Source organism: Sandarakinorhabdus sp. (assembly GCF_031422795.1).
Lineage (GTDB): Bacteria > Pseudomonadota > Alphaproteobacteria > Sphingomonadales > Sphingomonadaceae > Sandarakinorhabdus.
In genome coordinates this window covers 1-5,122 of record NZ_JANPML010000454.1, presented here as the reverse complement: position 1 = coordinate 5,122, position 5,122 = coordinate 1, and the positions used below count along the sequence as shown (strand labels likewise).

General features: G+C 64.2%; 8 protein-coding genes. 4 read left to right on the top strand and 4 right to left on the bottom strand.

Features of this window, described 5'->3' with window-relative positions; all coding sequences use genetic code 11:
- The 3 genes from RMO81_RS15370 to RMO81_RS15360 form a co-directional block, all read left to right on the top strand.
- On the top strand, window positions 1–660 hold a 660-nt coding region (locus RMO81_RS15370), incomplete at its 5' end, for an aspartate/glutamate racemase family protein (RefSeq protein ID WP_310476817.1).
- Window positions 661–667: 7 nt separating this feature from the next.
- On the top strand, window positions 668–1,120 hold the full coding sequence (locus RMO81_RS15365) for a PaaI family thioesterase (protein WP_310476815.1): 453 nt from the start codon (window positions 668–670) through the stop codon (window positions 1,118–1,120).
- Window positions 1,117–2,157 carry an enoyl-CoA hydratase/isomerase family protein gene (locus RMO81_RS15360; protein ID WP_310476814.1) on the top strand — a complete coding sequence of 347 codons (1,041 nt, stop codon included), beginning with the start codon at window positions 1,117–1,119 and terminating at the stop codon, window positions 2,155–2,157. Before RMO81_RS15365 ends, RMO81_RS15360 begins: the two co-directional genes overlap by 4 nt.
- Window positions 2,158–2,172: 15 nt before the next feature.
- Here RMO81_RS15360 and RMO81_RS15355 read toward each other — a convergent pair whose 3' ends face one another.
- The 4 genes from RMO81_RS15355 to RMO81_RS15340 all read right to left on the bottom strand — a co-directional run bounded on the left by RMO81_RS15355 (window position 2,173) and on the right by RMO81_RS15340 (window position 4,510).
- A complete protein-coding gene (locus RMO81_RS15355; RefSeq protein ID WP_310476813.1) occupies window positions 2,173–3,015 on the bottom strand; it encodes an OmpA family protein in 843 nt (280 codons plus the stop codon).
- A gap of 245 nt (window positions 3,016–3,260) precedes the next feature.
- Window positions 3,261–3,680 carry an SRPBCC family protein gene (locus RMO81_RS15350; protein ID WP_310476812.1) on the bottom strand — a complete coding sequence of 140 codons (420 nt, stop codon included), beginning with the start codon at window positions 3,678–3,680 and terminating at the stop codon, window positions 3,261–3,263.
- On the bottom strand, window positions 3,681–4,031 hold the full coding sequence (locus tag RMO81_RS15345; protein WP_310476811.1) for a DUF1428 domain-containing protein: 351 nt from the start codon (window positions 4,029–4,031) through the stop codon (window positions 3,681–3,683). It lies immediately after the preceding gene.
- 14 nt (window positions 4,032–4,045) lie between these two features.
- Complete coding sequence (locus RMO81_RS15340) at window positions 4,046–4,510, bottom strand: VOC family protein (RefSeq protein ID WP_310476810.1); 465 nt, start codon at window positions 4,508–4,510, stop codon at window positions 4,046–4,048.
- Between the two features lie 65 nt (window positions 4,511–4,575).
- On the opposite strand from RMO81_RS15340, the gene RMO81_RS15335 reads away from it, so the two are divergent.
- Complete coding sequence (locus RMO81_RS15335) at window positions 4,576–5,052, top strand: MarR family transcriptional regulator (protein WP_310476809.1); 477 nt, start codon at window positions 4,576–4,578, stop codon at window positions 5,050–5,052.
- Window positions 5,053–5,122 lie beyond the last annotated feature (70 nt).

Sequence of the window (5,122 nt, the reverse complement as noted above, 5' to 3'; positions counted from 1 at the left end):
TATGGCACCAAGACCGAGATGGAGGTCGCCACCCGCGTGTGCGCGCTGCTCGGCCGGCTCACTGAGCGGCTGAAGCCCGATCTGTTGGTGATCGCCTGCAACACCGCTTCGACCATCGCGCTGGCTCATGCCCGCGCCGTGCTGGATGTGCCGGTGGTGGGCACAGTGCCCGCCATCAAGCCCGCCGCCGAAGCCAGCCGCAGCCGGGTGATCGGCGTGCTCGGCACGATGGCGACCGTGCGCCAGCCCTATGTGGCGCGATTGAGCGCCGATCATGCCGCTGATTGCACGGTGCTGTTGCACGGGTCGGCGCGGCTGGTCGAACTGGCCGAGGCGCAGTTGAGCGGTGAACTGGTGACGGCGGCGGATGTCGCGCCCGAACTGGCCGGTTTGACCTGCCAGCCAGGCGGTGATCGCATAGACCAGGTGGTACTGGCCTGCACGCATTTCCCGTTGCTGCTGCCGCAGTTGCAGGCGGCAGCATCGGGCATGGGCTTTGTCGATGGCGGCCCCGGCATTGCACGGCGCGTGGTGCATCTGCTGGGTGCGCGCGGGCAGGAAGGCGAGGGGCTTGGCCGGGCGATCTTCACTCGGCAGGATGACGAGGTTGACGCGCTGGCACCGGCGCTGCACCGCTATGGCCTGACCATAAAGCATTGAGGCACGCATGGCCCTGAACGATGAAGACCTCAAAGCCCGCATGAATCGCTTCGTACCGCCCACGGCCGCGATTCTGGGCCAGGAAATATTGGAAATCGACAGCGAAGCCGGCTGGGTGAAGATGAAATTCCTGCCCATCGATGCCTGCCGCAACCCGATGGGCAATGTGCAGGGCGGCATCATCGTCGCCATGCTGGACGATGCCGCTGCCTTTGCCGCCATCATCAAAAGCGGCAAGCGCATCGGCGTGCCGACCATCGAACTGAAAACCAGCTTCTTCGCCCCCGCCAAGGCCGGTGTGCCGCTGTTTGCGACTGGCCGCTGCCTGAAACTGGGCAAGCGCATCGCCTTCATGGAAGCTGATCTGTACGATGAAGCTGGCACCCACATCGCCCGGCTTTCCACCTCGGCCATTCCGGTTGATATGGAAGGCCCCAGCAAACTGGAAGACCGCGCATGACTGACGCTCCCGAAGTCCTTGTTGAACGCCGCGGTCATGCGCTGTGGATCACGCTCAATCGTCCGCAGGCATTGAATGCGCTCAATCACCCGATGGCGGTGACCATCCACCGCGCCGTGATCGACGCGATGGGCGATAGCGCCGTGCAGCATCTGGTGATCGATGGCGCTGGGGATCGCGCCTTTTGTGCCGGCGGTGATGTGGCGCTGCTCGGCCGCGAAGGCCGGCAGGATCGGGCGCTGTGGGAGACCTTCTTCCACGACGAATATCGCATGAACCAGGCCATCGCGCGCTGCGGAAAACCGTGGGTGGCGCTGATCGACGGCATCACCATGGGCGGCGGCGTTGGCCTTTCGATCCACGGCCCCTACAGCATCGCCACCGAACGCACGCTGTTTGCCATGCCCGAAACCGGCATCGGCCTGATCCCCGATGTGGGCGGCACGCATGCGCTGGCGAAATTGCCCGGCGAGATCGGCACCTGGCTGGCCCTTACCGGCGCGCGGCTGAAGGCGGCCGATCTGCGCTATTGCGGCATCGCCAGCCACTATGTGTCGTCAGCGCACCTGCCGACCCTGTGTGATCTGCTGGCCACCAGCCGCGAACCGCTGACCGAGGTTTTGGCGACGTTCGACGAAGATGCCGGCGATCCGCCGCTGGCCGCCTGGCGCGACGCCATCGATTATCATTTTGGGCATGACCGGATGGAAGACATCATGGCCAGCCTCGATGCCGGCGATGATTGGGCGCAGGCGCAGGCCGCCACCATCCGCAAGATGAGCCCGATCAGCTGCAAGCTCAGCCTTGCTGGCCTGCGCGCCGCACGCGGCGTGGAGATCGAGGCGGCGCTGATCACCGAATATCGCATGGTCTGCGAAATCCGGAACGGCCATGATTTCTTCGAAGGCATCCGCGCCCAACTGATCGACAAGGATCGCAACCCCAAGTGGCAGCCCGCCACGCTGGAAGCGATCAGCGACGACGATGTGGCGCGGCATTTCGAAGTGCCGGAGACCGGCGATCTCAGCTTCGAATAGGCCGCGCCAGATCGGTTACAGTCCGTCGACAGCCTTGCTGACCAGCACATTCACCGCCACGCGGCGGTTCTGCGCCTTGCCTTCATCGGTGCCGTTGTCAGCCGCCGGATCGGATTCGGCCATGCCGCTGGGCGTGAGGGTGCGGAATTGTTTCCAGCGACACACCTGCTGCAGATGCGCCAACACCCGGCTGGCGCGCCGTTCGCTGAGTTCCTGATTATAGTCCTCGTCGCCCACACTGTCGGTATAGCCCACCACCAGCAGCAGCGCGTTGGGGGTCTTTTCCGCCGTGGCGGCCGCGGCACACAGATCGGCCTTGGCCTGTTCTGTCAGCATATGCTTGGCCGTGTCGAAATAGACGTTGGTGGTGGATTTCACATTGTAATTGTCGATATCGGCAACGCGGCCGCGCAGGGCAGTCGTGGCAGCGGATTGTTCTTCAAAACCCTGGGCGGTGCCGGTGCGGATCATGCTGGCCGTCTTGAAATCATTGCTGCGAAAGGTCACGATACTGGCCACCAGCGTTTCGCCGGCCTGCAGCGTTTTCACCGTCACCGGCAGGCCATTCATCAGCGAGCTGGCGCCGAATTTGCCCTTGCCACCAAACAGGCCGCTCTTGCCCTTCACCTGGGTGGCGTCGTCCAGCGTGATGATGGTCTTGGTGCCGTCTTCTGCGGTCACCGCCATCCGGTCCCCGCTGCGGGCCGTGATAAAGCCCTTGATTTCCGGTCCGGGCACGGGGCGTTGGCCGGTCACTGTCTGTGTGCCTGGCGCAGTGGTGGGGTCTTGTGCGGCCAGCGGAGCAGTGGCGGCGAACATTGTGGCCATGGCAATGGCTGTCATCGTGGTTTTGATCATATATACCATCCCTCAATCTGCGGTTGCAGCCCGGTTCGCTCTGCCCCTCTGGCGCGCCGAACTCGTAAAGATTGGGCAGCCGTTTGCCTCTCGGCAGGCTCGCCCACCGCTATAGTTGACTGCCAGACTTGCTGCCCGATGAACGCTGGTTGCAGCGGCGGCGAGCGGTGCAGCGGGCAGGACGAAGCGCGTCCCGGCGATGGGGGGATGAAGAACGATTGGCCGCAGCGCCCGGCCGCATTGCTTCAGCGCGCGGGCCCGGCTTCAACATGGGCCTGGAAATTGTCGAGAATGGCCTGCCAGCCCTCGCGCTGCTGGGCGATGGGGTGCTGATCCTCTGCGTCAAAAACCGTGGCGACCCGGGTTTGGGTTCCGGTGGTTTCGAAGCTGGTTTGCACCTGCCGGCCATCTGCCAGGACATAGGCCAAGGTCTGCAGCGGCACGATCTGCGTGTACACGCCTTCGAAATCAAAGCTGAAACTGCCATCTTTGGCAGCCATCTGCGCGCGGTAGCGGCCGCCGACGCGCAAATCGACGTCAGCGCTTGGGCAGCACCATTCGTCGGTCGCATGGTTCCACTGGGTGATGTCGGCAGGCGTGGTATAGGCCGCCCAGACGCGCTCAACTGGTGCGGTGATGGCAGTGCTGATCGTGATACTGGTCATTCAAACTTCCAGAAGAACGTCGAAGCCGCCAAAGATCATCCGGCTGCCATCGAACAGCATCGGGTTTGCTTCGGACGACAAGCGGGGATCAGTCATCACCTTGGCAAAGCCGGCATCGCGGGTCGCCTTGTCTGGCCACATGATCCAGGAAAACACCACGGTTTCGTCGGGCTTGCGCTGCACGGCGCTGTTCATGGAGTTGATCTTGCCGTCTGGCACATCATCGCCCCAACATTCAAACAGGCTGACAGCACCATATTCCTTGAACACCGCGGCTGCCTGCGCCGCATGGCGGTGATAGGCCTCACGGTTGGCAGTGGGCACCGCCAGCAGAATTCCGTCGACATACATAGCGTGTCTCCTCCTTATCCGTCGAACGCCGCTTGCACCGCGGCAATGTCGATCTTCACCATGGTCTGCATGGCGGCAAAGGCGCGCGCCGCTGCGGCGGTATCCGAACTGCCAAACAACTGCGGCAGCAGGCGCGGCACGATCTGCCACGACACGCCAAAGCGGTCTGTCACCCAGCTGCAGGCGACCTCCTTGCCGCCGTCGGCAGTGAGCGCCGCCCACAAGCGATCGGTTTCGGCCTGATCGTCAGTCAGCACACTGATCGATGCGGCCATGTTGGCGGCCGGCCCGCCGCTTGCGTTCAGCACCATCATCGGGGCGCCGGCCAGTGTGAATTCGATGATCAGCGCGGTGCCGTCCTTGTTCACGGCGCCGTCCAGCTGACTGTCGGGCAGCAGGCTGGTCCAGAAATTGACGGCATCCAGGCCATTGCCCGGCAACCACCAGCAGGTGCGGACGGTTTGTCCCAACGATGCCATCCCCATTCCTCCTGCGGCGACTCGGGCTTGCGGTGAGCGATATAAGTTGATACCAACCTAACGCGATGTTGTCCACGCCCGAAATCCTGCCAGCCGGCACGTCGGCGCATGTTGCCAGCCAGTGCCTGTGCCTGCAAAGCCAACGGGCCGCACGCGCACTGGCGCGGCTGTTTGATGCGGCGTTCCGGCCTCTGGGGCTGACCAGTGGCCAATATTCGCTGATGATGGCGCTGCACCGTCCGCAGCCGCCATCGATCGGTGAGTTGGCGCCGTTTCTGGCCACGGATCGCACGTCGCTCACCGCCGCGCTGAAACCGCTCACCCGGCGCGGGCTGGTCAGGGTGACGGCGGCGGCCAGCGACCGTCGCAACCGGCTGCTCTGCCTGACGCCAGACGGCGAACGTCTGCTGGCGGCAGCGCTACCGATTTGGCGCGACACCCATGCCCGGCTCGACGCGGCCATGCCCGCCGCTGCGCCGGAGCGGCTGCGGGCGGATTTGCCGTCATTGCCGCCAGCCTGCCGCTCGGTTGGCTCAGGCTGAAGGCAGTTGCGCGCTGCAGGCAGGCCGCCGGGCAGAAACTGATGCGATCATCATCGGCGGGAGCGCCCGC

Coding starts and splice junctions, on each gene's coding strand:
- RMO81_RS15365 (WP_310476815.1), top strand. CDS start 668: ATGGCCCTGAACGATGAAGACCTCAAAGCCCGCATGAATCGCTTCGTA.
- RMO81_RS15360 (WP_310476814.1), top strand. CDS start 1,117: ATGACTGACGCTCCCGAAGTCCTTGTTGAACGCCGCGGTCATGCGCTG.
- RMO81_RS15355 (WP_310476813.1), bottom strand. CDS start 3,015: ATGATCAAAACCACGATGACAGCCATTGCCATGGCCACAATGTTCGCC.
- RMO81_RS15350 (WP_310476812.1), bottom strand. CDS start 3,680: ATGACCAGTATCACGATCAGCACTGCCATCACCGCACCAGTTGAGCGC.
- RMO81_RS15345 (WP_310476811.1), bottom strand. CDS start 4,031: ATGTATGTCGACGGAATTCTGCTGGCGGTGCCCACTGCCAACCGTGAG.
- RMO81_RS15340 (WP_310476810.1), bottom strand. CDS start 4,510: ATGGCATCGTTGGGACAAACCGTCCGCACCTGCTGGTGGTTGCCGGGC.
- RMO81_RS15335 (WP_310476809.1), top strand. CDS start 4,576: ATGTTGTCCACGCCCGAAATCCTGCCAGCCGGCACGTCGGCGCATGTT.